The following is a 25,048-nucleotide window of genomic DNA, read 5'->3' as shown; positions in this document are numbered from 1 at the left end:
ATCCGGCCGGTGCCCCCCAGGGGTCACCGGCCGGTCTGCTGTTCCATGGCCGCGCCCACCGCGTCCACCAGCTCGCGCCAGGCGCCGTACTGGCGGTGCGGGGACTCGGTGCCCAGCTCCTTGGCCCGCTGCTCCCAGTCCACGCCCAGATCGGCCAGCAGCCTCAGGTCCTCCCGCGCGCTGTGCACACGGCCCGACAGGGTGTCGCCCTCCATCAGGACCACCGTCGCCGACAGGGTCCGCAGCCCCTCGGCGGTCAGCGACTGCACGGTCCCCTCGGCCACCAGACCGCCCGAGAGACGGTCCGCCGCCTCCCCGTCGAAGGACCACACCAGCCGGTGCGGCCGGGCCCCGGCGCGGACCAGCTCCCGCCAGCGCGGGGAGTCGAGGCGGCGCTCGTACGCGCTGAAGACCAGCCGGGCCACCGCGACGGCCACCCGGCCGCGCAGTGCCTCCGCGGTCCGCCCGGTATGCGCGCCCAGCAGGGCCCGCGCGGCCGTGTCGATCTCGCTGACCGGCACCTGCACGGCGGCCGGGATCCGGCCGGGCGCGAGCCCCGCCGCCACCGCCCGCTCCAGGCCCAGCAGCCAGGCCTCCAGGACCAGTTCGTAGCTCTCGGCGCTGTACACCGGCCCGAAGGCCACCCCGATGCCCTCGGCCAGGCAGTCGCTCGCCGTGGCCAGCCCCACCGGGTCGGCGGGCAGCCGCACCAGCAGGTTCGGCCGGTCCACCGTCCAGTGCAGCGAACGCGCCTCGGCCAGTGCCCCCCGTACGTCCCGGGTGTGGCCGATCGCCGCGCACACCTGCCCGTCGGCGCCCCGGCTGCGCTCCCACATCGGCAGCAGGGTGTCGCACGCCGTCCGCACGTCGCGGGCGGCCAGGGCGCGGGCCGCCTCCGCGACGCCCGCTCCGTAGGAGGACAGCTCGTCGAGCCTGGCCCGGTAGTCGCTGCGGTCGAGCAGCCCGGAGGGCCCGTGCGGGGCGCAGCTGACACCGCTGACGCCGTGCGAGGTGACGAGGCCGGTCAGTTCCCCGGAGGACAGCCGGCGGTGGCCGACGCCCTCCAGCCACAGGGAGACGCCCTCGGCGGCCAGCTGTTTGAGGGGTTCGGTCGTCATTCCCGTTCTCTCGGCATCGGCCCGACGTCCGGGCAGCTGCACGTCCATGGGCCCTCCATTCACAGAGCGTCTGATGGGTATTCGGCGAGCCGAACGTAGCCACACGGTGACGCGAGAGCCAATGCGCGGGTGATTCCTTGTCAGATGCGGGGGGAAACAGGGCCGCAATCTGACAAAGTCCGGTCAGACCCCGGCCGGGACCACCTGGTTCTCCGGGTCGGTCTGCTGCTGGTGGTATCCGTGCTCGAGCAGTTCTCGAGCGGGCCGGACCCCCTGCGCGCGGACCAGTACCCGCTTGAGCCAGCGGTCGGTGCCGTCGTAGCGGGCCCGGAAAGCTATCCGCCCGTGCACCACCGCGTTGTTGTCGACCATCAGCAGGTCGCCCGGCTCCAGCGGGACGATGAATCCGCACTCCTCGAAAGCGGCGCCCAGCTGCTGATAGGCCGCGGAGAAGGCCGGGTCGTCGGTCAGCGTCACGGTGTAGCTCGGGTCGTAGCGGACGCCCAGGCCATGGTCCCCGTCCCACACGGTGGCCATGCCGATCCGCTCCTCGTGGGCCGCGTCCTCGTCCTCGTAGCTGTCGTCCGGCTCGATCACCAGCAGCGGCCGGCGCAGCTGCTCGATCGCCTCCGGCGACAGCGGAGCGCGTTGAATTCCGGCCAGCAGCGTGCCGATGGCATCGGGGTTGCGGATGCAGGCCAGCAGCAGCAGGTCGGCCCGCTCGGGGTGGAACCCGTCCTCGGTGTGCCAGGTGAGCGGGACGGTGCTGCTCGCGCCGACCTGCATCTGCTCGTAGCCGCGGCTGGGCAGGATGTTGTGGACGACCCGGCCGTCCTGCTGGTCGGTCCAGCCGAAGACCCGGCCGAGCAGCCGGGCCGCCAGCGCCAGCGCCACGTCGTGCGCCGCGGAGTCGTCGGGGTCGGTCTCCGCCCAGTGCGCGGGCGTCGGACCGGGCTGGGCGAAACCGTCGAACAGGCCGCGCACCACCCGGAAGCCGTCGACCGGGTCGGGACTGCCCAGCCAGTCCCGCAGCTGGTCGGCGAGCCGCTCGGGCAGCTCCCACTCGGGGCGGCCGAGCACCGTGTCGCCCCGGGCGCCGGCCGCGACCCGGTCGGCCACCGCCTCCGTGAAGGCCACGCGCAGGTGCGCGGGCAGCGAATGGATCTTTACGTCGTTCATCTCGGCCTCTCGAAGGGAGATGGAAGAGGGATGCGGGGGAGGAGGGCGGGCGCCGGACGCCGGGCTCAGAGGGCGCGGGCCGCGGCGCGCAGCCGCTCCAGGGCCAGCTCCTGCTCGGCCAGCAGCAGCTTGGACCGGTTGCGTACGGAGGTCTCGGCGCTCGCCGGCTCGTCGCGGGCCATCGCCACGTCGATGCGCAGCGCACTCCAGGAGTGGGCGACGCGGTCCACCGTGCGGGAGGCCTCCATCAGCTGCGGGGAGTCGAACTGGCGGGCCGTGGCGGCCAGGTAGTCGCCGTGCACGCCGGTCATCGCGAGGACCGCGCCGGTGGCGATGAACGCCTCGTCGATCACGGACGCGTCGCCGTCGCCGAGCCGGTCGGCCAGCCCGTCGAGGAAGACCCGCTGGCCCGCCAGGCCGGAGAGCTCGGGGCCGGGGTGGACGGCCGCGAATCCGGCGTCGTTGGCCGCGAGGACGCCCCGTACGAAGTCCCGGTCGTGCGGCGGGACCTCACCGCTCACGCCCACCTCCAGCCAGCGGTTGGCCACCGGGTTGTCGGTGAAGAACAGGTCGCGGTCGTGGAGCACCGGGTTGGCGGAGTCGCGGGCGTCGGTGAACTGCCCCAGCGGGATGGCGCCCTGGAAGCGGGGCGGCACCGGGTCGGAGATCAGCACCAGCTCGCGCTCGTCGTCGAAGCCGTACACCGTGAGCAGGTGGTTGGTGTGCACGTCGCGGTAGGCGGGGCGGAACGGCAGGTGGAAGTTGTCGGCCGCGGCCGCGACCGCGTTCCCGGCGAGGACCGCCTCCCGGACCTCCCGCCAGCCGGACTCCGCGTCCTTCGGCCAGTGCCAGCGCGACCACACCGGGTGGTGCGGGGCCAGGCTCTCCAGCAGTCCGTCCCGGTGCAGCGGGAAGTAGTACTCCTCGCGGCGGACGTCTCCGGGCCGGTGGAAGAAGCCCCAGTTGGCGCCGAGAACCTGGAGCGGGTCCAGGCCGTGGTGCTGCAGGAGCACACCCATGGTGGTGTGCAGGCAGTGGCCCAGGTCGTGGCGCCAGTGCGCGATGTTGGGCAGCTCGACCCTCATGATTCCACCGTCTCTCGGGTCTCCAGGGTGATGGCGAACAGGTGCATGGCCGGGTTGTCCGGCAGCTCCAGGGCGGTCACGGTGCCGGGCACGGTGACCGGCACGCGCTGCGCCCACACGGACGGCGGCATGTTGTGCTGGGAGTGCCGCGGGTACATCAGGTAGCGGGTCCGGAAGGCCAGCAACTCCCCGAACCTCTGGTCGGTTTCCGGCCAGAAATCGGAGATCCGGAGCCACTGGCGGCGCACCGCGCCGTCGGCGTAGTGGACGAGCAGCTCGTCCTCCGTGCGGCGTTCGGCGGCGCCCAGGACGTGGATCCACCGGTGCTCGCCGGCGGGCACCTCGAGGAGCTGGCCGCGGCAGCGGACGTTGTCCATCGCGGTGCCGGCCGCAGCCGGGCCGCCCTTGCCGGGCAGCAGGTACGGGACGCCCTCCACGAAGGTCTCACCGTCCGTGCCGGGAAATCCCTCGGCCGGAAAGGTATTGCCCCACACATTGAAGCCGCCGGTCGTCGGCCAGCGCCGTGGCGTGGAAACGCCCTTTCCATTGAAAAGGCCGTCCAGGGGCACCGGGGTGAAGGTCACTTGGTTCACCCGAGGTTGTGCGACATCCATTAGGTTCGGCATATGAACCTCCTTGACAGTGCGATAGGAATTGAATTCTTGGGATTCGGCCCGGATGCGGCCGCCTCCATCGATCTCGCGGAACGGATCGCGGAGGTCACTCGCGCCTCATTCGCCGACGCGGATCCCCTGCCCGGACTCCCGCGACCGGACGGCGCTTTCGAGAACGCCGAGGACGTGCGGGCCGATCTGGCCGGCGGGGCCGGGCTGTGGATCGCCCGCAACGCGGACGGCCGGCTGGTCGGGAGCATCCGCGCGATTCCCAAGGGCCCCACCACCTGGGGGGTCGGCCGGCTCGGCGTGTCCCCCGAAGCCCTCGGAACGGGTCTGGCCCGGCGCCTGGTACGAGCCCTGGAGACGGATGTCGCCGCCGCCGCCGGCGCGGACCGGGTGGTCCTCGACGCGGTGGTCGAACGGGGCAATCCGCCGGTGTACGCGAGGCTCGGCTACCGGACGGTGCGCTACCTCCCCAACCCCGACAAGCCGCTGTCGGAGGTGACGATGGAGCGGTTGCTCGACGGGCCGCCCGAACCCGCCGCCCACCCGTACCCGACCGGTACCCTGCCGGCGGGCACCGCCCTGGTGGACTGGTTCGCCACCGGCGACGGCCGGGTCGCCGCGGTGCTCACGACGCACCGCGACAGGGCCGTGGACGAGTTCGCCGGGCTGGCGGACCGCGCGCTGCGGGCCGGCGGGACCACCCTGCACCTGGGCACGGACGCCTGGGTGACATCTACCGGGGTGGACCGTTCCGCGGCGGACCGGTGGCGCGAGCTGCTCGCCGGTCACGCCGACTCCGTCGACGTGGACCCGGTGCGCGGGGACCTGCTGACCTTCGGCCGTACACCGGCCGAGATCGCGCCCTACCTGATGCCCCGCACCCTCGTGGAGCCCGCCCTCGCGCTGTGCCGCTCGTTCCCGAGGGCCCCGCTGCGGGCGGACGGAGGCCGTTGACGTCACGTCAGCGACTGCGCACGACCACGTCCTCGGCGGCCTCGGCGATCCGCTCCGCGGTCACCCCGGCCAGCACCAGCAGCTCGCGCTCGCTGCCGACCTCGTCGTGGAAGCCGTCCGGGACGCCGATCCGGCGCACCCGGCACGGCCACCGCTCGGAGGTCAGCTCGGTGACGGCCGAGCCGAGACCGCCGACCAGCACCGAGTCCTCGACGGTGACCAGCCCGGCCGTCTCGCGCGCGGCGGCCAGTACGGCCTCCTCGTCGATCGGCTTGACCGTGTGCATGTTCAGCACCCGGGCGTCGATCCCGCGCTCCGCGAGGAGTCCGGCCGCGGCCAGCGCCTCGGACACCGGCAGCGGGCCGGTCGCCACGATGGTCACGTCGCCGCCCGGCCGCAGCAGGTCCGCCTTGCCGATCCGGAACTCGTACGGGCCCTGGTGGACCAGCGGCGTGGCACTGCGGCCCAGCCGCACGTACACCGGACCGGGGAAGGCCTCGGTGTCGGCGATCGCACGGATGGCGTACTCGGTCTCCGCGGCGTCGGCCGGCACCACCACCGTCAGGTTGGGCAGGGTGCGCAGGATCGCCACGTCCTCCAGCGAGTGGTGCGTCGGCCCGTAGTGCCCGGCGGAGAAACCGCCGTGGGTGCCCACGATCCGCACCGGCAGGTTGTTGCCCGCGATGTCCACCTTCACCTGCTCGCAGGCCCGGGTGGCCGCGAACGAGGCGATGGTGTTCGCGAACGGCACCAGGCCGTCGGCGGCGAGTCCCGCCGAGACGCCCATCAGGTTCGCCTCGGCGATGCCCACGTTCACGTACTGGGCGGGCAGTTCGGGCTCGAAACTGTCCTCCAGCCCGCCCATGTCCGTGTCCACCGCGAAGATCCGGGCATCGGACTTGGCCAGGTCGAACAGGGTGGACCGGTACACGTCGCGGCAGGCGGCCGCGTACCGCTCCTGCCACGCGGACACGGAGGCCGGGGCTGTTTCCTCGACGACGGTCACGGGTTCCTCCTCGAACGGGCCCGGAGTCCGCCCAGCGCGCGCCGGTGCAGATTCGGGCTGAGCTTCACCGAATGAGACTTCTTCTTGTCCTCGAACAGCGGGACGCCCTTGCCCTTGACCGTCTCGGCGATCACCATCGTGGGCCGGCCCGACGGGGCGGGCAGGGCGGCGAACACGGCGCGCAGGGCGTCCAGGTCGTGCCCGTCCACCTCGACGGTGTCCCAGCCGAAGCTGCGCCACTTGTCGGCGAGGGGCTCCAGGCCCATCCGCTCCTCCGTGTGCCCGGTGATCTGGAGCCGGTTGCGGTCCACGATCCCGACCAGGTTGTCCAGCCGCAGGTGGGCCGCCGACATCGCGGCCTCCCACACCGAGCCCTCCTGGATCTCCCCGTCGCCCATCAGGACGAAGACCCGGCTGGGGCGGCCCTGGCGGCGAGCGGCGACGGCACTGCCGACACCGAGCGACAGGCCGTGGCCCAGCGAACCCGAGGGGAACTCCACACCGGGCAGCCGGCGCAGCGGGTGGCCGGCCAGCCGGCCACCGGAGACCCCGTACTGGGCGAGCTCCTCGACGGGCAGGAAGCCGCGGGCCGCGAGCACCGCATACAGGGCGGCGGAGGCGTGACCCTTGCTGAGGATGAAGCGGTCCCGGTCGGCCCACTCGGGCTCCTCCGGGCGCAGCCGCAGCACCTCGTTGTAGAGCAGTGTCATCACGTCGGCCGCCGAGAGGCTGCCGCCGATGTGCGTACCGTGCTCGCTGAGGCCCATCTCCAGGATCTGCTCCCGGACGACCTCGGCCAGCTCCTCGGTGGACCGGGTGCCGATGGCGGTGGCCATGTCAGACCCCCGCCTTCTGCGCGGTCGCCCACACGGGCCGGTAGTCCAGGCCGGCGGCGGCCGCACCGAGCGTGTCCAGGTGACCCCAGACCTTCTCGAAGCCGTCCGCGATGCGCTGGAGCACCGGACCGGAGGCCGGGTTGAGGTGCCAGCGCTGCAGGGTCAGCGAGTCTTCGATCACCTCGCAGGTGACCGGGAAGTCCTCGGCCCGGTAACCCAGTTCGCGGAAGGCGGGCTGGCCGGGCAGCGGCACCAGCTGGTACGGCTGCGCGGGAACGCCCTCGGCCCGCAGCGCGCGGTGCAGGATCGAGCGCATCGCGCCCGGTGCCACCCCGGCGTGGCCCATCGCGGCCGGGTCGAAGCGCAGCCGCAGGATGTGCCAGGCGTGCGTGCGGTCGGCCGGGGTGTGCGGGACCAGCAGGCCCGGCAGGTGCCGGATCCGGTCGAGGAAGGCCTCGACGTTGCGGGTGCGCGCCTCGTGGTACTCGTCGAGGCGGGCCAGCTGGGCGCGGGCGAACGCGGCCTGCACGGCGCTGAGCTTCTCGTTCCCGGCGAGCATCCGCGAGCGGTAGTCGCGCTCCCTGGCGCCCTGGAGCTTCTCGCCGAACTGCCGGCGCAGCTCCACCTCGCGGTGCAGGTCGGCGGAGTTGGTGGTGACCAGCCCGCCCTCGCCGCAGGTCGGCAGGTTCTTCACCACGTTGAGGCTGAAGGTGGCGATGTCGCCGAGCGAGCCGGTACGGGCGCCCTGATAGGTCGCCGCGTGGGACTGGGCGGCGTCCTCGATCAGCAGCAGCCCGTGGCGGGCGGCCAGTGCCCGGAAGGCGGTCATGTCGGCCGGCAGACCGTGCAGGTGCACGACCACGATCGCCTTGGTGCGCGGGGTGATCGCGGCCTCGGCCGCCACCGGGTCCATGCAGAAGGTGACCGGGTCGATGTCCACGAACACCGGGGTCAGCGAGCGCTGGACGGGGCCGATGGCGCTGGCGATGAAGGTGAACGCGGGTACCAGCACCTCGGCGCCCGGCTCGATCCCGGCCGCGGCCAGGGCCAGCTCGATGGCGGCGGTGCCGTTGGACACGGCGGCGCAGTGCGCGGCGCCCACGTACTCGGCCCACTCCCGCTCCAGGAGCTGGACCTCGCCGTTGGTGTTGTTCGAGGTGAACTGGCCGCTGTCGAAGACCCGCAGCGCCGACTCGCGTTCCGCGTCGGTCACCACCGGCCAGGCGATCAGTGACGGGTCCGCGTCCTGGGCGGTCACCGTGCGGGTGCCGCCGAACATGGCGAGCTTGGACATGGAGGTCATGCTCCGATCGGGAAGTCGGTGGTCGGTGCGGAAGGTGCCGTATCGGCGGTGAGGTCGGCGGCGTGCACGGTGATCCCGGCCCGGACGGGCAGCCGGACGGCGAGCAGGTCGTCCCGGCGGGTCACGGGGATCCGGGCGGTCCGGCGGCCGTCGGCCCCGGTGCCGGTGGTCCGCAGCCACTCGGGGTCGGCGCCGCCCCGGTAGTGGAGCCACACCTCCTCGTCCAGCTCGTCCTGCTGCTCCGCGCCGTCGGTGGTGACGAGCAGCCGCAGCCAGTCGTACTGTCCGGCCGGCACGTCCAGCAGGCGGCCGTCGCAGGGGGTGGGGCCGGCCAGCGCGATCGCGGTGACCCGGGTGGCGGTGGTGTGCGTGCTCTGGGTGCTGTGCGTGCTCATCGGGGTGGTCCCGTTCGTCTCGTTCGTCATCGGGCGGCCAGCCGGTTCAGGACGTAGTCCACGTAGCGGCCGACCATGCCCGTGCCGAGCACGTCGATCGCGCCGTGGAACTCGGGCGTGTGGTTGATCTCGTTGACGAACACCTCGCCGTCCGGGCCCTCCAGGAGGTCCACGGCGAGCACTCCCTCGCCCATCGCCTCGGCCGTCGCGACCAGCAGCTTCTCCAGGTCCGGGGTGACCGGGCAGACCACGGGCCTGCCGCCGCGCGCGGTGTTGGTGCGCCAGTGGTCCGAGTACTTGTAGATCGCGCCGACCACCTCGCGGCCGAACACGTACGCCCGGATGTCCCGGCCCGGCTTGTCGATGTAGTCCTGGATGTACGTGATCTGGTGCTGGGGACCGGTCAGGGCGGCCTTGTGCTCCAGCACCGCCTCCGCCGTCTCGCGCTCCTTGAGGCGGGCGCCGAGCCGGCCCCAGGAACCGGTGAGCGGCTTGGCGACGACCGGGTAGCCGAACTCCTCGAGGGCGTCCAGCGCCGCGTCGGGGGTCAGGCCGACCAGCACGCGCGGGGTCGGGATGCCCGCCTGCAGCAGCCGCAGCGTCGTCAGCAGCTTGTCGCCGCAGGTGGAGATGATGTCGTGGCTGTTGACCACGGTCAGCCCCGCGTGCTCCAGCAGCCGGGTCGCGTACACGTTGCGGGTGTGGGAGATCTCCCGGCTCAGCGCGCCCCGGTAGGGCAGTCCCGGCCCGTCCGGGCGGAACACCGCGGTACGGGAGTCGATCAGGTCGTACGGGACGTTGCGGCGGTCGAGCTCCTCGAGGAGCTTGCGCTCCTCGACGCGGATGCGGGAGTAGAGCACTGCGAGCGGCGCGTCCGGGTCGCCCGGACGGAAGGGCGTGCGGGTCGTGAGGGATTCGTTCATTGGAGGGCCCCTGTTTTCTCGCCGGCGCTCACGGTGACCCCGCCGAGTGATGCGGCGAGGAGCCCGAGGGCATCGGTCAGGACGTCGATGGCGAGCCGGTAGTCACGCAGATCGATGTGTTCGTGGTCGGTGTGGTCGAGGTGGGCGTCGCCGGGTCCGTACGCGGCGACCGGGCAGCGCCACTGCGGCACGACCACGTTCATGTCGGACGAACCGAGCTTCACCTTGGGCACGGGCCGCAGCCCGCGGCCCCGGATCGCGGTGGTCAGCGCCCGCACCACCGGGTCGGTGCGCGGGGAGCGGACCGCCGCGGTGCGCTCGACGACCGTGATCCGGCCGCCCCGCGCCTGCTCGTCGAGCCAGCCCAGCAGCTCGTCGGTGTCGAAGTCCGGGGGCAGCCGCACGGAGATGTCGAGCGAGGCCCGCTCGATGTCACCGGCCATGCCCACCAGGGCGGGCAGGGCCTGCTCGAAGAACGAGGCGTCCGGCCGGTGGCCGGTCAGCCGGTCCCGGAGCAGGTCCCAGAACTCGGTGGCGACCTCGGTGGCCTTCTCCTCCGGGCTGCTGGTGTGCGCGGCGGGCCGCTCCACCTCGTACCGCAGCCGCAGGATGCCCTTGTAGCCGAGCACCACCCCGTCGACCCCGCTCGGCTCACCGATCACCAGGGCGTCCGGCGCGTACCGGTCGACCAGGTGCAGCGCGCCGACCGACTCCCGCTCCTCGTCCACGGCCCCGACCACCAGGATCCGGGCGCGGACCCCGGCGGCGGCCGCCCGGGCCGCGGCCCAGGCGAAGGCGGCCAGCGGGCCCTTCGCGTCGACGGTGCCGCGGCCGTGCAGGATCTCGCCGCGGACCTCGACGGGCAGGATGCCGGGGACCGTGTCGATGTGGCCCAGCAGCATGATCACCGGGTCCTCGGCGCGGCCGCCGATCTCCCCGACGGCATTGCCGGCCCCGTCGACGTACGCGGTGAAGCCGGACCGGCGGAACCAGTCGACCAGGGCCTGCGCGGCCGCCGCCTCACCGCCCGACACGGAGGGGGTCTGTACGAGTTCCAGCAGCAGCGGTACGGGGTCCGTACCGTCCTGCGCCGGGGCGGAGCTCGGCAGCGTCACGGCCGGGACTCCCGCATCTCGTCGCCGATCGCGTTGTAGTCCACGAGCAGCATGTCGCGCGTGCCCAGGCCGGAGGTCGCGGCGATCGGGGTCACCTCGTGCATGACCGCGGCGTCGACGACCATCATTCCGTCCAGCGGCTCCAGCAGGGTCAGCGTGGTGTCCGGCTGGCCCTCGCGGTAGACGATGGACGTGCCGCCGACGCAGTCGCGGCGGCCCAGCAGGTGCATGCCCACGTAGTCGTGACCGTCGCGGTGACGGCCCTCGGGGGTCGGCAGACCGGGGTTCTCGTCGGCGACCGTCCGCACCATGTGCAGTCCGATCTCCCATTCCTTGCGGCTGTCGCTCGACGCGATCAGCCCCAGCCCGTCGGTGAGCAGGGTCAGCAGTGCCGGGTGGGAGAGGTTCTCCTGGCTTATGGGCTCGAAGTGACGGGCCTTGCCCATGTGGATCGGGATGTGCTCGGCGGACTGCTGGAAGGTGCTGTGCGGCAGAGCGGTGAACACCGGTCCGTCGGCGAGGATCTGGGCGCGGACCCGGCCGTAGCGGCGGGTGCGGTACGTCCCGCCGTTCAGGTTCTCGTCGGGGGCCAGGTCGTTCCAGAGCGCCTGGAACGAGGCCAGCTCGGCCGGCGGGATGTCGTGGGTCTTCTGCGCCGCGCGGAAGACGGTGAATCCCTTCAGGAAGAGTTCGAGCCCGGCGGCGACGGCAGTCCGGAGGCGGTCCTCGGTGATCGCTGTCTCGATGCTCACTGGTGCGGTGGTCATGCGAAGTTCTCCATTCGGCTGCCCGGGACGTCCGGGCGGGATCGGTACGTGTGCGGTGGTTCAGGGGGCGAGTGCCTCGTGGACCTCGCGGACCTCGGCGGAATCGGTATCGGCATCGGATGCGGGGCTGCTGCCGGTGCCGGTGCCGGTGCCGGTGCCACTGCCGAGCTGGGTGGCGAGCTGCTCGATCGTGTGATTGCCGAGCAGTACGGAGAGCGGGACGGGGGAGCCGGCGTCGGAGAGGAGCTGGAACACCTGGACCGCCCGCAGAGAGTCGCCGCCCACGTCGTAGAAGTCGTCCTGGACGCTGACGTCCTGGATCCCGAGCACCTCGGACCAGAGCTTGGCCAGCACGAACTCGTCCGGAGTACGTGGAGCGACCGGCGTGCGTTCGCTCAACAGCGCCTCGGGCGGGGGGAGTTGTTTGGTGTTGGTCTTGCCGTTGGGGAGTTGGGGGAGGTGGGTGAGGTGGGTGAGGTAGGTGGGGATCATGGCGGTGGGGAGGTGGGTGCGGAGGTGGGTGCGGAGTTGTTGGGGTGTGGGGGGTGTGGTGTGGGGGGTGGTGGTGTAGTAGGTGGCGAGGTGGGTGGTGCCGTCGGGGGTGGTGTGGGTGGTGGTGATGGTGTGGGTGATGTCGGGGTGGGTGTGGAGTGCGGTGTCGATTTCGGCGGGTTCGATGCGTTGGCCGCGGATTTTGATCTGGTGGTCGTTGCGGCCGAGGTATTCGAGGGTGCCGTGGGTGGTCCAGCGGGCTTGGTCGCCGGTGGCGTAGAGGCGGTGGCCGGGTCGGGTGGGGTGGGGGGTGAAGCGGTCGGCGGTGAGTGCGCTCTGGTGGTGGTAGCCGCGGGCGAGGGCGGTGCCGCCGATGTGGAGGTGTCCGGTGACGCCGATGGGGACGGGCTGGTGGTGGGTGTCCAGGACGTGGAGTTCGGTGCCGGTGATGGGGGTGCCGATGGGGATGCGGGTGGTGGTGTGGTGGGGGTCGACGGTGTGGGCGGTGACGTCGATGGCGGCTTCGGTGGGGCCGTAGAGGTTGTGGAGGCGGGTGTGGGGGAGGGTGGTGTGGAAGGTGGTGGCGAGGTGGGGGGTGAGTTCTTCGCCGGAGACGATGACGTCGGTGAGGGTGGTGGCGTCGGGGGTGTCGGGGTGTTCGAGGAAGTAGCGGAGCATGGAGGGCACGAAGTGGCAGACGGTCGTGCCGGTCTTCTGGATGAGGTGGGCGAGGTGGGCGGGGTCGCGGTGTCCGCCGGGGGTGACGAGCTGGATGGTGGCGCCGGCGGTCAGGGGCCAGGTCCATTCCCAGCCTGAGACGTCGAACCCGATGGGGGTCTTGAACAGGACCCGGTCGGTGTGGTCGAGCTGGTAGGCGTTCTGTGTCCAGGCGATCCGGTTGACGAACGCGGCATGCGTGTTGACCGCGCCCTTGGGGGCACCGGTCGAACCCGACGTGTAGAGGACGTAGGCCGCATTGTCGGGACCCACCCCGGTCCGCGGGGCTTCGGCAGAAGCCCGGTCGATAACCGTGCGGTCGGTGTCGAGGTTGACCAGGCGTGCGCCGGCCGGGAGTTCGAGGGACGAGGCAACGTCCTGGGCGAGGTCGTGGGTGAGGACCAGCGGGACCCGTGAGCCGGTGGCCATCGCGGTGAGGCGCCCGGTCGGGTAGTCGGGATCCAGGGGGAGGTAGGCGGCGCCGGCCTTCAGCACACCGACCAGAGCGACGACGAGATCAAGGGAGCGGTGCAGGCAGACGCCCACCACGTCCTCAACACCGATACCCGCAGTCTGCAGGTGGTTGGCGAGACGGTTCGCCGCAGCGTCCAGCTCACGGTAGGTGAGAGACGCGCCGGTCTCGTCGGTGACGGCGAGGGCGTCGGGGGTCGCGGCGGCCTGCCGGGCGATCTCCTCGTGCATCAGACCCGTCACCGGCTCCGGATCCGGAGACGTGAACGACGCGATCAGGGCCTGCTCGGCCGGACTCGACAACTGGTGCGAGTTCAGGACCGTTTCGGGGGTGGTGACGGCTGCTTCCAGGAGTCGCAGCCAGGCACCCGCCAGGCGTTCCATGCCGTCCGCGTCGAAAAGGTCCGCCGCGTATTCCAGACGCCCCTCCAAAGACCCGTCGCCACGCTCACGCAGGTGCAGAGCAATCTCGAACTGGGCCCGCCCCCCACCCGCCTGGAACTCCGAAACGACCGCTCCGGGGAGTTCCCAGCCGCCGCGCGGGGTGTTGTCCAGAGCCAGCAGGACCCGGACCAGGTCACTCCCGGCGGCCTGCGCGACCTTCTCGAACGGCACGTCCTGATGCGCCAGCGCACCCAGCACCGTCTCACGGGCCCGGCCCAGCATGTCCGTGAACGAACCACGGCCGGAAGTGTCCAGACGCAGGGCGATCGTGTTCACGAAGAACCCGACCACATCCTCCAGCTCGGCCCGTGAACGACCCGCCACCGGCGTCGCCACCACCACATCCGACTGACCCGACCAACGCCCCAGCACCGACGCAAACGAAGCCAGCAGACCCTGGAACACCGTCGCCCGGCCCGTCTCCGCAACCGTCTTCAGCCGGCCCGCAAGAGCGGCCGGAACCACGACCGGGACCTGTCCGGCCGGGTAGGAGGACGCCGAATCAGTACGGGGACGCTCAGCCGGCACCTCCAGACCCGAAGCACCCGCCAGCGTCTCCTTCCAGTAGGCGAGCCCCTCTTCGAGGGCATCGCCGGAGAGTTCCTCGCGCTGCCACACCGCGAAGTCCCCGTACTGCAGATCCAGAGCGGGCAGGACCGTCTCCGGATCGGCACCCGCAGTGAAGGCACCGTAGAGGGCGCCGAGTTCCCGCAGGATCAGGCCCATCGACCAGCCGTCGACGATCGTGTGGTGCGCGACCAGACCGACCGCCCACTCACCCTCACCCAGCCGGCCCACCACCACACGCACCAGCGGACCCGCGGCCAGGTCGAAGGGCTCCTCCACCACACCCTCGAACCACTCCTCCAGCAGACCCTCGACCACCACCACCGGCACGGACACCGGCAGATCGTCCGCCTCCGTCACCACCTGCTGCAGCGCACCGTCCACCCACGCGAACCGGGTACGCAGCGCCTCATGACGAGCCACCACCCCCGCCACCGCAGCCTCCAGCACACCCACATCAAGCGAACCCGAAACCCGCAGACCACCCGCCACGTGATACGCCGAACCCGCACCCAGGCAATCCAGCAACCACAACCGCTCCTGCCCGAACGACGCGGGGAACAGAAAGACCTCTTCGTCGAATTCGGCGTCAGACATGGCGGTTTCAGCCCTCCGGTGCATGGGTTACGGGATCTCGGATCGAGCCCGCTATCGAGGCTCGCAGCGCGCCCCGTCCCCCGACAGTCGGGAGGTATCCCTACGCCGGCCGGCGCCCCGCGTCGCCGGGGCTGTAGGGGATTCCCCCGACTACCCCGGGGACCCGTCCAGCACCGACGCTCGTGGCGGAGCCGGAGAGATGACCCGGCCCGTCCGATACGAGGAGGACTGGGATGACCACCGCCACCGCGGTTGCCACCTGCCCGGAGTGTGAAGGCACCGTCACCGTTCCCGACGGTGTGCGCCAGAGCGAGATCGTCGAATGCGGCGGCTGCCTGAGCGAGCTCGAAGTGATCACCGCCGAGCCCCTGCTGCTCGCGCTGGCCCCGGAGGTCGAAGAGGACTGGGGCGAGTAGGACCCGTACGCCGGTGCCCCGGACGCGTGTCCGGGGTCAGGCGTGCCCCATCCGTTCCACCGATCCATCCGTCATTCAGACCTGGAGGCCCTTGTGATCCGTGCCGGCGTCTACGGCGCGTCAGGGTACATCGGCGGTGAGCTGCTGCGGCTGCTCCTCGGCCACCCCGAAGTGGACATCGTCAGCGCGGTGTCGAGCAGGCTTTCCGGCCGCCGGGTGGACACCGCCCACCCCAACCTGCGCGGCAGTACCGATCTGCTCTTCTGCTCACCCGAGGACGTCGCCGACTGCGACGTTCTCTTCACGGCCGTCTCGCCCTCCGTGGCGATGGAGCTCGTGCCGAATCTCACCGACAAGGCACAGGTCATCATCGACCTCAGCGGCGGCTACCGGCTCCGGGACCCGGAGGTGTACGCCCGCTACTACGGCGAGCACACCCGGCCCGACCTTCTCGACACCTTCGTCACCGGCTGGCCCGAGCGCTACCGCAAGGAACTGGAGACCGCGGACCGCATCTCCATGCCGGGCTGCATGGCGAACGCGGCCACGCTGGCCCTCTACCCGCTGGCCGCCGAGGGGCTCATCCGCCAGGACGTGACCATCGACGGCCGGGTCGGCTCGTCCGGCTCCGGCATCACCGCCGACGCGATGAACCTGCACGCCGAACGCAGCGGGGCCATGCGGGTGTTCAAGCCGCAGCGGCACCGTCACGAGGCCGAGGTCGCGCAGGGCACCGGGCTGACCGCGCGGATGAGCGCGACCGGCGTGGAGGCCGTGCGCGGGGTCCAGGTGCTGATCCGGGTGGAGGCCGCCGACGGCGTCTCGCTCGGTGAGCGCGAGCTGCGCAAGCTCTACCGCGGCTACTACGGCGACGAGCCGTTCGTCCGGATCGTCGCGCAGAAGCGCGGCCTGTACCGACTGCCCGAGCCGAAGATCCTCAACGGCTCCAACTTCTGCGACATCGGTTTCGCCACCGACCCCGACGACGGCACGGCGGTCCTCATCGCCGCGCTGGACAACCTCGTCAAGGGCGGGGCGGGCAACGCAGTGCAGAGCATGAACATCCGCTTCGGCCGTCCGGAGACCCTCGGTCTCGGGTTCACCGGCCTGCACCCGGTCTAAAAGCGGCCTGTGGAGCACCGAGAGAAGGGAACAGCTGTGTCGTCAGCAGGGTCCGACGGACTGACCGTCGTGAAGTGCGGCGGCGCCGCCGGGGTGGATCCGGCCCGGGTCTGCGCCGATGTCGCCGCGCTGGTCAAGGCGGGCGGGCGGGTCGTGCTGGTGCACGGCGGCTCGGCCGAACTGGAACAGCTCGCGGGGCGGCTCGGGGTGCCGCAGCGCAGCATCACCTCGCGCAGCGGCGTCACCTCGCGCTACACCGATGACGCGACGCTCGAAGTGCTGACGCTGACGCTGGCGGGGCAGGTCAAGCCGGCCCTGCTGGTCGAGCTGGCCGGGCACGGCGTGCCCGCGGTCGGTCTGACGGGCATCGACGCCGGCCTGCTGCGGGCCCGCCGCAAGAACGCGATCCGGGCCCGGGTGGACGGCCGCACCGTGCTGGTGCGCGACGACCACAGCGGCCGGATCGACGAGGTCGACCCTGCCGCCCTCAAGGTGCTCCTCGACGCCGGGATCACACCGGTGGTCTCGCCGCCGGCCCTCGCCGAGGACGGCCGTCCGGTCAACGTCAACGCGGACCGCGCGGCCACCGCCATCGCGGTCGCCCTGGGCGCCGACCGGCTGGTGTTCCTGACCGCGGCCCCCGGCGTACTCGCGGACCCGTCCGACGAGTCGAGCCGGCTGGACCGGTACGGGCTGCCCGCCGAGGGGACCCCGCCCGGGGTCGGCGGCGGCATGGTCGTGAAGCTCATCGCCGCCCGCGAGGCGCTGGAGGGCGGGGTCCGCGAGGTACTGATCGCGGACGGCCGTGCCGAGGACCCGGTGCGACGCGCCCTCACCGGCCTGTCGACGGCGGTCGTCATCGACCCGGAGGCCGGGACGGGATCCGAGGACGGATCCGGTGCAGGGTCCGTGGCCGGATCCGTTGCAGGATCCGAAGCAGGGGGAGCGGACCATGAGTGACCTCAAGCGGGTGCCCCGTCGGGCCACCCGCGCCCCCGGCGCCCTTCCCGGCGCCGGGGCCCCGGGGGCCGGTGGGGCCCGCCAGGCGTTGCAGCGGCTGCAGGACAGCCGCAGGACCGAGCAGCGCATCGAGCGGGCCGACCGCGACCGCAGCCTGCCGCTGGCCGCTGCCCAGCAGCGCCTCTGGTTCCTCGACCAGTGGAGCCCCGGCTCCGCCGCCTACAACGCCCCGCTCGCCCTGCGGCTGACCGGGCCGCTCGACCCCGAGGTGCTGGGCCGTGCGCTCGGCGGGGTCGTCGAGCGGCACGAGATCCTGCGCACCCGGTACGGAAGCGCGGACGGGCTGCCGTACCAGATCGTGGAGGAGCCCGGACCGGTCGCGATCGTCCGCACCGACCTGCGCGAACTCCCCGAGGACGAGCGCGAGAAGCACGTCACCGAGCTCATCGCGGAAGGCGCGGGCCGGCCCTTCGACCTGGCCGCCGGCCCGGTGCTGCGCGCCGAGCTGTTCCGGCTCGCCGACGAGGAGCACGTGCTCCTCCTCAACATCCACCACATCGCCACCGACGGCTGGTCCACCGCGATCGTCACCCGCGAGGTGATGGTCCGGTACGCCGCCGAGGCGGCCGGGCTGCCCGACCCGCTGCCCCCGCTGCCCGTCCAGTTCGCCGACTACGCGGTGTGGCAGCGCCGCAAGCTCGCCGAGTCCACCTTCGGCGACCGCCTCGGCTACTGGACCGAGCGCCTCGCCGACCTGCCCGTGCTCGACTTCCCGACCGACCGGCCGCGGCCCAAGCAGCCCACCGGCGCCGGCTCGGTCCGCGAGAGCCGGCTGCCCGCGCACCTCCAGCGCGCCCTGGTGGAGCTGGCCCGCTCCGAGCGCGTCACCGTGCTCACCGTGGCCCTCGCCGCCTTCCAGACGCTGCTGACCCGCTACACCGGGCAGGACGACATCGTCGTCGGCTCGGTGGTCAACGGCCGTACCCAGCCGGAGATCGAGCCGCTGGTCGGCTTCTTCGCCAATACGCTGGTCCTGCGCACCGACACCTCCGGCGACCCCACGTTCCGCGAGCTGCTGGCCCGTACGAACGAGACGGTCGTCGGCGGCCTGATGCACCAGGACGTGCCCTTCGGCAAGCTGGTGGACGCCCTCCAGCCCGAGCGCGAGGCCGGCCGCAACCCGCTCTTCCAGATCTCCTTCACCCTGCAGAACGCCAGCGCGGACGGGGACGACCTGGGCGACCTGCGCATCGAGCAGGTCCCGCTGATCGTCGGCACCGCCCGCTTCGACCTGGCCTTCCAGCTCACCGAGGTGCCCGGCGAGGGCTACCACGTGTGGATCGAGTACTCCACCGAGCTCTTCGACAGCGACCGCATCGACCGCCTGATCAGCCACTACGGACGCCTCCTCGAAGCGGTCGTCGCCGACCCGGGCATCCGCATCGGCCGGATCCCGCTGCTCGACGCCGCCGAGCGCGAGCGGCTGGTCCTCGGCGAGAACCGCACCGACACCGCGTACGGGACGGCGGAACTCGGCCTGCACCAGCTCTTCGAGCGCAGCGCCGACCGCCACCCCGAGCAGCCCGCCGTCCGCTTCCGCGGCAGCGGCCTCGGCTACGCGGAGCTCGACCGGCGAGCCAACCGGCTGGCCCACCACCTGCGTTCGCTCGGCGTCGGGCCGGAGACCCGGGTCGGCATCCTGCTGGAGCGCGGCCCGGACCTGCCGGTCACCCAGCTCGCCATCCTCAAGGCGGGCGGCGCGTACGTGCCGCTCGACCCGGTCCACCCGACGAACCGGCTCGCGTACATGCTGGAGCGGGCGGGCGCCACCATCGTCGTCACCGAGGGCGCCCTGGGCGACGTACTGCCCGAGTCGGTCACCCGGCTCGACTGGCGGGACCCGCAGTTCCTGGACGCCGTCGCGGCCCGGCCGGACACCCGGCCCGACGTGGCCGTGCACCCGCGCTCCCTCGCGTACGTGATCTTCACCTCGGGGTCGACGGGCAAGCCGAAGGGCGTCCTCGTCGAGCACCGCAGCGCCGTCAACTTCACCACCGCGTCGGTGGAGATGTTCGGCCTCGGCACCGACGACCGGATGCTCCAGTTCGCCAACCCGGCCTTCGACGTCAGCGTCTTCGAGATCTACAGCGCCTTCGCCTCCGGAGCCACCCTCGTGACGGCCCCGCGCGGCACCCTGCTCGACCCGGCCGCCCTGACCGCGCTGATGCGCGAGGAGGGTGTCACCACGGCGGACATCCCGCCGTCGGTGCTCGGCGTCCTCGACCCCGCCGAACTCCCCGACTTCCGCAAGATGTTCGTCGGCCTGGAGTCCTTCCCCGGCGACCTCGTCGACCGCTGGCGCGACGGCGGCCGGCGCGCCTTCCACAACGGCTACGGCCCCACCGAGACCACCGTCGCCTCCGTGGACCACCTGTGCGGCCCGCAGAACGGATCGGCGAGCCCGCCGATCGGCCGCCCGCTGCCCAACCAGTACGCCTACGTGCTCGACCGGACCGGCGAGCCGGTCCCGCTCGGCGTGGCCGGCGAACTGTGGATCGGCGGCCTCGGGCTCAGCCGCGGCTACGCCGGCTCGCCCGGCGCCACCGCCGACCGCTTCCTGCCCGACCCGTTCGCCGGCGGCGGCCGCCGCATGTACCGGACGGGCGACCTGGCGCTGCGCCGCTCCGACGGCGACCTGGAGTTCTTCGGCCGCGCCGACACCCAGGTCAAGATCCGCGGGCTGCGCATCGAGCCCAGCGAGATCGAGCAGGTGCTGAGCCGGCACCCCGGGGTACGGCAGGCCGCGGTGGTCGTGCTGACCTCGCTGCCCGGCGGGCCCCAGCTCGTGGCCTACGTGGTCCCCGAGTCCGGGACCCGGCCCGAGCCGGCCGCCCTGCGCGGACACCTGGCCGAGGACCTGCCCCCGTACATGCTGCCCGGCGCCTTCGTGATGCTGGACGCCCTGCCACTGACGCCCAACGGCAAGCTGGACCGGGCGCGGCTGCCCGAGCCCGAGCAGCGGGTCCGCAAGGACCGGGAGGCACCGGCCACCGACACCGAACGGGCCGTCGCCGGAATCTGGGCCGGGCTGCTGCCGGGCAAGGACTTCGCCCGCGACGACAACTTCTTCATGACGGGCGGCAACTCGCTCCAGGCCACCCAGCTGCTGGCCCGGCTCCACGAGGTGCTCGGCGTCGAGGTCCAGCTCCGGCAGCTCTTCACGCACGCCACGATCGAGCAGCTGTCCGCACTGGTGGACGCCGGCCGCGCCGTGCCGGAGACCTCCGGTGCCCCGGTCCGGCCGGGGGCGGCCGTCGCCGCGCCCGTGGTGCTCGCCGCCGGCGGGGACCGGACCCCGTTCTTCTGCATCCACCCCAGTGGCGGCTCCGTCGCCCCCTACGTCCCGCTCGCCGCCTCGCTCCACCCCGAGCAGCCGCTCTACGCCCTGGAGGCCCCCGAACTGGGTTCCACCGAGGACCCGGTGGCCGCCCTCGCCGAGGCGCACGCCGCCGCGATCCGGGCCGCGCGCCCGCAGGGCCCGTACCTCCTCGGAGGCTGGTCCACCGGTGGCGCGGTCGCCTTCGAGACGGCCCGCAGGCTGCGGCTCCAAGGAGCCGAGGTCGCGCTGGTCGCCCTGCTGGACACCGACGTGCCGCCCGGCCTGACCGAACCGCCGAGCACCGCGCAGACCATCGCGCTGTACGTGGCGGACCTGGCCGGACTGCGCGGCGTCGACCCGGCGACCGCTCCCGTCCTGGACATCGACTCCCTTGACCACGAGGAGCAGATCGCCGTGGCCGTACGTACCCTCGCCGTATCCGAGCTGGCCCCCGAGGCCGGCGCGGAGCAGCTGGCCGAACGCATGCGGACCTTCGTCGCCACCGTCCGGGCCGGCGCCGTCTGGCGGCCCGAGCCCACCGACGTACCGCTGGTGCTGCTCACCTCCGAGGCCCCCGGGGCCGACGAGCGGGCCGGCTTCTGGGAGTCCCGCACCACCGGCGGGTTCACCCACCGGGAGGTGCCCGGCGACCACTACGCCATGGTGGCCGTGCCGCACGTGGGCACCGTCGCGGACGTGCTCCAGGAGATCCTCGACCGGGCCACCGCGGGACACCGGGGAGCCACGGCATGAGCGGCACGGACCTGAACGAGAAGGACCCGGGCCACGCGGACCCGGGCGAGAAGGACCTGGCCGACACCTGGTTCACGGACGAGCAGCGGGCCTTTCGCCGCGCCGTCCAGGACTTCTTCGCCGCGGACGAGGTGCGCAAGGCGATCGACGCCCTGCAGGACCACGCCCCGCGCGAGGAGAGCGGCCTGATCGACGTCTACCGGATGCTCGGCGAGCGCGGCTGGCTCGCGCCCGCCTGGCCGAAGGAGTACGGCGGTCAGGGCCTCTCACCCGTCGAGGCCGGCATCGTGCTGGAGGAAATGGTCCTGCACGGGCTGCCCGAGGACCAGCGGGTGCTGAGCATCGACACCGTCGGCCAGTTCCTGCTCGAGGTCGGAACGCCCGAGCAGCGCGCCCGGCACCTGCCGAGGCTGGCGGCCGGCGAGGAGATCGCCACCGTCCTGTTCACGGAACCGCACTGCGGCTCGGACCTGGCGGCCCTGCGCACCCGGGCCGTCCGCGACGGCGACGGCTGGCGGCTCTCCGGGCGGAAGATCTTCAACCAGAAGTCGCAGTTCGCCGAGTGGGCCCTGTGCGCCGCCCGGACCGACGACGGCCCCGTCAAGTACCACGGGATCACCCTCTTCCTGCTGCCGCTGCGCTCACCCGGCGTGGTGATCAGCCCGGTGTGGAGCATGGGCGACGAGCGGTTCAACGAGATCGTCATCGAGGACGTGCGGCTGACCGCCGAGCACATCGTCGGGCAGGTCCACGAGGGCTGGCAGCCCATCAACGACATGCTGCTGCTGGAGCGCACCGGCATGGACTTCCAGGCCAAGCTGCGCCGCTGGCTGGACGCCGTCGTCGAGGACGCCCGGCGCACCGGGCGGATCACCGAACCGGCCTACGCCCAGCGCCTGGTGGAGCTCGACGCGAACCTCCGGGCGGGCCGTGCGCTCGCCTGGAGCATGGTGCTGGCGCAGGTGGCGGGGGAGCCCGACCCGGTGGCCTCGGCCGCGGCCAAGTGGTTCATCACCCAGTACTCCGACGAAGTGGTCCGCCTCGGCTCCGAAGTCGTCGGCCTGGACGGACTGCTGAGCACCTGGGACGGCGAGGCGCCCGACCTCGGGCGGCTGGAGGCGGTCTACCGCCAGAGCCCCGCGCACACGCTGGCCTCGGGCACCTCCGAGGTCATGCTCCAGATCATCGCCGCCAGCGGCCTCCACCTCTTCTCGTGAACGACCCGGAACATCTGAGAGGACCATCCACATGACCTCCGTAGCCGCCCTGCCGGCCGAGCTCGCGGAACTCTTCGACGGTGAACTCGCCCCGACCGTACGGCGGATGGGCGAGCGCCCGCTCGGCGGCGGCCCCGTCGCCGACGAGCAGGCCGCAGCCCGCGCAGCCGTGTGGGCGACCCTCGCCGAGACGGGCGTGTTCGACGAGGTCGTGGACGGCACCCAGGCGCCCGGAGACCTCGTACGGCTCGGCGAGGCGATGGGCAGGGCCCTCTACCGGGGCCCGTACCTGGACACCGCCGCCGCCGTCGAGCTGATCACCACCCTGGACGCGCACACCGACGAGGTCTTCGCCGACGTGCTCGACGCGGTCGCGGACGGGGCCGCCGCCATCGCACTGGCCCCCCGCGCCGGGGGCACCGACGACCCGTACGACCCGTCGCCGCTCACGACCGGCGACGGGCCGGACGGGCCGTGGGTGTCGGGCCGTCGCCGGTTCGTGGCCTTCGCGGACGCCGTCGACTGGCTCCTGGTGGTCGGCACGGATTCCGCGGCCGGGACCGCGGCCGGGGCCGGAGCCGGCACCGTGCTCGCGCTGGTACGGGCCGACGACCCCGGCGTCACCCTGCGCCGGCACGACGACATCAGCCGCGGCGACCTGCACTGCGTCGACCTGCACCGGGTGCCCCTGTACGGGGGCCGGCCGATCGGATCCGGAGCCCCGGCCGAGGCCGCCTGGCACCGGGCGCTCGCCACCCTGCGGGTACGCCACGCCGCCACCCTCACCGGCCAGGCGCAGGGCGCCCTCGCACTCGGCGTCGAACGGGCCAAGTCCCGCGTCCAGTTCGACCAGCCGCTCGCCCGCCACCAGAGCGTGGCCTTCACCCTGGCCGCCCTCTCGGCCCGGATCACCGCCGTCCGCTCCCTCGTGGAGGAGACCGCCCGCGGCCTCGACCGCGACCCGCACGGCCCGGGCTCCCGCCTGGCGGTGCTGCAGACCCTGGCGCTCGCCGCCGGCCTGGTCCGCGACGCCGCCGCACAGTGCCTGCACCTGCACGGCGCCCACGGCATGACCGAGGACGCCGACAGCCAGCTCTACTTCCGGCGCGCGGCGCTCGACGCCCTGCTGTGGGGGAGCCCCGCCCAGCTCTGGGCCCGGGCCGCCACCCTCCTGTGATCCGCCCCGCGCCCCCGACCTCGTACGAAAGGACGGCCATGCAGCTCGCAAACCCCGCCGCCGCGCCCGTCGACCCGATCCCGATCCTGCGCGACCTCATCCGGTTCCGCAGCGTCAACCCGCCCGGCGAGGAACGCGCCTGCGCCGAGTACATCGCCGCGCTGCTCGCCGAGGCCGGGATCACCTCGCAGTTCCTGGGCCCGGACCCCGAGCGGCCCAGTCTCGTCGCCCGCATCCCGGGCCGCGGCGAGGCCCCGCCGCTGCTGCTCCACGCGCACTCCGACGTGGTGCCCACCGACGGCCAGGAATGGACCCACCCGCCCTTCGAGGCCCTGCTCATCGACGGCGAGGTCTGGGGCCGCGGCGCCATCGACATGAAGGGCGGGCTGGCCATGATGCTCTCCGCCCTGCTCACCCTGCGGGCCCGCGGCGAGGCCCCGGCCGGAGACGTGCTGCTCGCCGTCGTCTCCGACGAGGAGAACGGCAGCCGCGTCGGCGCCGGCTGGCTCACCAGCAACCACCCGGAGCTCTTCGAGGGCATCCCGTACTGCATCGGCGAGGACGGCGGCGCCGTGCTCACCGTCGACCCGGCCCGCCGCTTCCACCCCGTCGGCGTCGCCGAGAAGCGGGCCTGCTGGCTGCGCCTGACCCTGCGCGGGCGCGGCGGCCACGCCTCCCGCCAGGGCTGGCCGAACCTGGCCGTGCACCAGCTCACCGAGGTGCTGACCGCGCTGCGCGACGGCCGCCTCCCCGTGCACATCACCCCGGCCTTCGACCGGATGCTCCAGGACCTCGGCGAGGTCGTCGGCGACGAACTGGCCGCGGAGCTGGTCGCCCTGCGCAAGGGCGAGCGCAGCACCGTCCCGTACGAACTGATGAGCACCGAGGACGCCGTCTACCTCGACTCGACCATCCGGCACACCGCGAACGCCACGATCATCCGCACCCCCGAGAAGATCAACATGATCCCCTCGGAGATCACCGTGGACATCGACGGCCGGATCCTGCCCGGCGAGTTCTACGTGGAGGACTACGTCGCCGAACTGCGGGCGCTGATCAACGAGTTCAGCGCCTCCGGCACCCTCGGCGACGAGATCGGCATCGAGCTGCTGCTCGAGGGCTCCCGCAACCCGAAGAACGAGCCGGAGATGGGCGCCTTCTACGAGCGCCTCACCCAGATCCTGCGCGACGCCGACCCCGAGGGCGTCCCGGTCCCGATGATCACGCCCGCGTCCACCGACGCCCGGCTCTTCGCCAACCTCGGCATGGACTGCTACGGCTGGCTCCCGATGCTCCTCCCGGCCGGCTCCCGCTACCAGGAGAACATGCACGACGCGGACGAGCGGGTCCCCGCCGACGCCGTGCGCTTCGGCGCCGACTGCCTGTACCAACTGCTCATCGACCACCCCTGATCCCCGCCGCCGGGCACCGC

Annotated in this window: 20 protein-coding genes; 8 read left to right on the top strand and 12 right to left on the bottom strand. The window is 72.6% G+C overall.

The genetic code is table 11. The annotated features are described in order from the left end of the window. Window positions 1–23 precede the first annotated feature (23 nt). The 4 genes from OG753_RS16595 to OG753_RS16580 form a co-directional block, all read right to left on the bottom strand. Window positions 24–1,118 (bottom strand): transaldolase family protein, encoded by a 1,095-nt coding sequence (locus tag OG753_RS16595; RefSeq protein WP_327262555.1) that lies wholly within the window; start codon window positions 1,116–1,118, stop codon window positions 24–26. Between the two features lie 183 nt (window positions 1,119–1,301). Next, window positions 1,302–2,297 carry a TauD/TfdA family dioxygenase gene (locus OG753_RS16590; protein ID WP_405788962.1) on the bottom strand — a complete coding sequence of 332 codons (996 nt, stop codon included), beginning with the start codon at window positions 2,295–2,297 and terminating at the stop codon, window positions 1,302–1,304. A gap of 65 nt (window positions 2,298–2,362) precedes the next feature. After that, the gene (locus tag OG753_RS16585; protein ID WP_405788960.1) at window positions 2,363–3,382 is read right to left on the bottom strand and encodes a BtrH N-terminal domain-containing protein; all 1,020 of its coding nucleotides are present in this window, start codon (window positions 3,380–3,382) and stop codon (window positions 2,363–2,365) included. Next, window positions 3,379–3,966: a hypothetical protein gene (locus tag OG753_RS16580; RefSeq protein WP_405788958.1), complete on the bottom strand. Its 588-nt coding sequence runs from the start codon at window positions 3,964–3,966 to the stop codon at window positions 3,379–3,381. Before OG753_RS16580 ends, OG753_RS16585 begins: the two co-directional genes overlap by 4 nt. Window positions 3,967–4,044: 78 nt before the next feature. On the opposite strand from OG753_RS16580, the gene OG753_RS16575 reads away from it, so the two are divergent. After that, window positions 4,045–4,959, top strand: a complete 915-nt coding sequence (locus OG753_RS16575) for a GNAT family N-acetyltransferase (protein ID WP_405788956.1) — start codon at window positions 4,045–4,047, stop codon at window positions 4,957–4,959. 7 nt (window positions 4,960–4,966) lie between these two features. Here the strand turns inward: OG753_RS16575 and OG753_RS16570 are convergent, their stop codons facing one another. From OG753_RS16570 to OG753_RS16535, 8 genes are read right to left on the bottom strand one after another with little or no spacing between them, the layout of a single operon-like run. Then, the gene (locus OG753_RS16570; protein ID WP_405788954.1) at window positions 4,967–5,965 is read right to left on the bottom strand and encodes a transketolase family protein; all 999 of its coding nucleotides are present in this window, start codon (window positions 5,963–5,965) and stop codon (window positions 4,967–4,969) included. Next, entirely contained in the window at window positions 5,962–6,801 is an 840-nt protein-coding gene (locus OG753_RS16565) for a transketolase (protein ID WP_327262549.1), read from the bottom strand. Before OG753_RS16565 ends, OG753_RS16570 begins: the two co-directional genes overlap by 4 nt. Before the next feature lies 1 nt (window position 6,802). Further along, on the bottom strand, window positions 6,803–8,095 hold the full coding sequence (locus OG753_RS16560) for a DegT/DnrJ/EryC1/StrS family aminotransferase (RefSeq protein WP_327262548.1): 1,293 nt from the start codon (window positions 8,093–8,095) through the stop codon (window positions 6,803–6,805). 5 nt (window positions 8,096–8,100) lie between these two features. After that, window positions 8,101–8,499 carry a hypothetical protein gene (locus OG753_RS16555; protein WP_327262547.1) on the bottom strand — a complete coding sequence of 133 codons (399 nt, stop codon included), beginning with the start codon at window positions 8,497–8,499 and terminating at the stop codon, window positions 8,101–8,103. A gap of 26 nt (window positions 8,500–8,525) precedes the next feature. Further along, a complete protein-coding gene (gene lysX / locus OG753_RS16550; protein ID WP_327262546.1) occupies window positions 8,526–9,422 on the bottom strand; it encodes a lysine biosynthesis protein LysX in 897 nt (298 codons plus the stop codon). After that, a complete protein-coding gene (locus OG753_RS16545) occupies window positions 9,419–10,537 on the bottom strand; it encodes a [LysW]-lysine hydrolase (protein ID WP_327262545.1) in 1,119 nt (372 codons plus the stop codon). Before OG753_RS16545 ends, lysX begins: the two co-directional genes overlap by 4 nt. Next, complete coding sequence (locus OG753_RS16540) at window positions 10,534–11,304, bottom strand: 2OG-Fe dioxygenase family protein (protein ID WP_327262544.1); 771 nt, start codon at window positions 11,302–11,304, stop codon at window positions 10,534–10,536. Before OG753_RS16540 ends, OG753_RS16545 begins: the two co-directional genes overlap by 4 nt. A 60-nt stretch (window positions 11,305–11,364) precedes the next feature. Then, a complete protein-coding gene (locus tag OG753_RS16535; RefSeq protein ID WP_405788952.1) occupies window positions 11,365–14,592 on the bottom strand; it encodes a non-ribosomal peptide synthetase in 3,228 nt (1,075 codons plus the stop codon). 233 nt (window positions 14,593–14,825) lie between these two features. Here OG753_RS16535 and OG753_RS16530 point away from each other — a divergent pair, with 233 nt between their 5' ends. From OG753_RS16530 to OG753_RS16500, 7 genes are all read left to right on the top strand, one after another. Beyond that, the gene (locus OG753_RS16530) at window positions 14,826–15,008 is read left to right on the top strand and encodes a lysine biosynthesis protein LysW (RefSeq protein ID WP_327262542.1); all 183 of its coding nucleotides are present in this window, start codon (window positions 14,826–14,828) and stop codon (window positions 15,006–15,008) included. A 93-nt stretch (window positions 15,009–15,101) separates the two neighbouring features. Beyond that, complete coding sequence (gene argC / locus OG753_RS16525; RefSeq protein ID WP_327262541.1) at window positions 15,102–16,130, top strand: N-acetyl-gamma-glutamyl-phosphate reductase; 1,029 nt, start codon at window positions 15,102–15,104, stop codon at window positions 16,128–16,130. A gap of 36 nt (window positions 16,131–16,166) precedes the next feature. Beyond that, window positions 16,167–17,090, top strand: a complete 924-nt coding sequence (locus tag OG753_RS16520; protein WP_327262540.1) for a [LysW]-aminoadipate kinase — start codon at window positions 16,167–16,169, stop codon at window positions 17,088–17,090. Continuing rightward, on the top strand, window positions 17,083–21,222 hold the full coding sequence (locus tag OG753_RS16515) for an amino acid adenylation domain-containing protein (RefSeq protein ID WP_327262539.1): 4,140 nt from the start codon (window positions 17,083–17,085) through the stop codon (window positions 21,220–21,222). Before OG753_RS16520 ends, OG753_RS16515 begins: the two co-directional genes overlap by 8 nt. After that, entirely contained in the window at window positions 21,219–22,439 is a 1,221-nt protein-coding gene (locus tag OG753_RS16510; RefSeq protein WP_327262538.1) for an acyl-CoA dehydrogenase family protein, read from the top strand. Before OG753_RS16515 ends, OG753_RS16510 begins: the two co-directional genes overlap by 4 nt. Before the next feature lie 31 nt (window positions 22,440–22,470). Next, entirely contained in the window at window positions 22,471–23,616 is a 1,146-nt protein-coding gene (locus tag OG753_RS16505) for an acyl-CoA dehydrogenase family protein (RefSeq protein ID WP_327262537.1), read from the top strand. A gap of 38 nt (window positions 23,617–23,654) precedes the next feature. Continuing rightward, complete coding sequence (locus tag OG753_RS16500; RefSeq protein WP_327262536.1) at window positions 23,655–25,028, top strand: M20/M25/M40 family metallo-hydrolase; 1,374 nt, start codon at window positions 23,655–23,657, stop codon at window positions 25,026–25,028. Window positions 25,029–25,048 lie beyond the last annotated feature (20 nt).

The sequence above is a fragment of the Streptomyces sp. NBC_00029 genome (assembly GCF_045160505.1).
Taxonomy (GTDB): Bacteria; Actinomycetota; Actinomycetes; order Streptomycetales; family Streptomycetaceae; genus Streptomyces.
Note: the sequence above shows the minus strand (reverse complement) of the source record. Positions and strands in the feature narration are given on the sequence as shown.